At 40.8% G+C, this 2,237-nt stretch carries 2 protein-coding genes; both read right to left on the bottom strand.

Features of this window, described 5'->3' with window-relative positions; translation table 11 throughout:
• Positions 1–1,610 (bottom strand): hypothetical protein (locus tag DRF61_RS22405; protein ID WP_157963429.1); only part of this gene is annotated, 1,610 nt, incomplete at its 3' end.
• Positions 1,611–1,619: 9 nt separating this feature from the next.
• Positions 1,620–2,237, bottom strand: a 618-nt coding sequence (locus DRF61_RS22400) for a T9SS type A sorting domain-containing protein (protein WP_157963428.1), incomplete at its 5' end; no start/stop codon positions are given.

Genomic DNA, 2,237 nt, shown 5'->3' with positions numbered 1-2,237 from the left:
CGGTAAGGTCCAGGCTTTGCCACAACTTCTATCAGCCCAAAATTAACCTGACCATTCTGTAGGGGTACGTTGGCAGTAACGGTATACTGACCGGGATAGTTATAAAATTTTATACCGCTTCCTTTTTGGTTGGTGGTTAATACCTCAGTTCCTCTTTTAAGGGTATAGGTAATTCTTTTATTTTCAGGTACGGGAGGAAGAATAATAGGCTCTCCCGTATTGGGATCAACTGAAGTATAAACGTCGCCGTAATTTACCCAGAATGTTTTTTTCTTTGAAGAATCCCCCGGGATCGTAAAAGAATAAGTCAGGGTTTGATGGGTATCAAAGCTGAAATTTAAAAACTCCTGCTGTTCCTGTGTACATGAGTCTACATAATCCAGGGTCAGTGATTCCAGATAGGCAGCAGAGCTTTTATCGGCATAAATTTCTGAACCTTCGTAAAGGTACTGAGTAACACCTTTTGTAGGATAAATAATCTTATTAAGAACACCGGATGGATCGACCTGTACGCTTCCCTGACACGATCCACCTGTTGGAACCTCCAGGCTGAGAGGATTATAAAGAAATGCGGTCTCTTCAAGGATATTCTGCCCGTCCATTTTCTTTATTTTGTCCAGCTGTCTTTTTTTGTAGGTAGCATCCCCCGGATTTGAAGGGAAAGGATAGGAATAGTCAAAGGCATATTCCGCCACTTTACCGTAAAAATTATTCAGCATTACTTTTTTAATGCTGTAAGGATCATTCATGGTTTTTTCCAGGGTCTGGTCGTAATCATAAACGATCTCGATATTTCCCAGTGCGGTATTGATTTTTTGAAGCTGGCAGCTTTTATAAAGCAGCGTGGTATTATCAGTATCGTACTTCGTATTTTTCTGATAGGTAAAATTCGCGGTTTCCACACCATCGGCATTGGTAATTCTGGTCAGGAAAAAGGCTGATTTGTATTCCCATCCCCAAAGCCCTTTCTCATCATAAAAACTATCATAAACGGCCGCTGTAGAATAATCATTAAAGTAATAGGTGCTGCCATCATCATCCGTAATAGTAAAGGAGTCTATAACCAGCGTAGCGGTATTATTCTGCTTTGTATAGGCTATTTTGACATGGTTCAGCGGGGTAAGATCTACTATTCTGAATGTGTTTTGTACGGTATCTCTTTCTATTTTAAATTTCCCCGAAAACCCGGGAAGACTATAATAGTATTCATCATCGAAGACATTTTTTTCATAATGAGCGCTTGCTGTATTCTGAAACGCTTCATCCACCATAATCCCATTAATTTTTCTGGAAATAACCCCGCCTTTGAACATGGACCAGCCTGCTCCAACTTCGCTCGCTGCATCGTCTGCAGAAACGCCTGTTGGATTATAGCTCAGCTGCAAGCCAAAATCAGATCCTCCATATCCTGAAATACTGAATAACGGAACAGAAATTTCAGGTATGCCCACCGCTACTGACGGCGGAGTATCTGTATGCCCGGCAAGGGAAGCAAGTGAAGGGACCGGATTGGAAGTATCTCCAAAGTTAACACCTTGAAATTGGTGCTGTGCCTGGAGATGACCATATAAGCCTACCAGGCTTATAAGACACATGTAGATTTTTTTCATTATTTATGTTTATTTTTTTATCAGTTTAGCATTTGCTGTTTTATTCGTATCCGTTTTAATGGTAACCAGATAAGCCCCCTGAATCAGATTCTGGGTATTGATCTTCGTCACCTTATTCTTTGTCTTTAAACTCTGAAGCTGTCTTCCGCTCATATCATACAGCATAATATCAGCTTCTTTAAATTGGGAGCCTATTTCCACATAAGCATAATCTGAAACAGGATTAGGATAAATTTTGATGTCCTGTTTTTCTATAAGCTGATCAAGCTGCTTATCTCCTAACTTTACAATCTTCCAGTTCTCTTTGCCAAGTTCTTCGGCACTGGTTCCAGCCAGGATAATGGAGCCATCCCTGTTCAGTTTTATATCAGACAATCTTTCCTCACGTTTTCTGGATTCTCCTTTTATGTGTTTTCTCCACTGCTCATTACCGTCCTGGTTCAGATACAGCATCCAGAAAGTTTCATCATCGGTCTCAATTTTTCCTTCTGCCTGGGTATAGCCTCCCAAAAGAATTCCTTTTGTGGCATCTTGGTTCTTGGCTCCCCGATCTTGACTCTGGATTACACTCGTTCCCATTAGAATATCCCGGTTTCCAAAATTGTAGGATTTCTGCCAAAGCTCTTC

It is taken from the genome of Chryseobacterium lathyri, assembly GCF_003290185.1.
GTDB classification, from domain to species: Bacteria; Bacteroidota; Bacteroidia; order Flavobacteriales; family Weeksellaceae; genus Chryseobacterium; species Chryseobacterium lathyri.
This window is presented reverse-complemented; position numbering and strand designations above follow the sequence as displayed.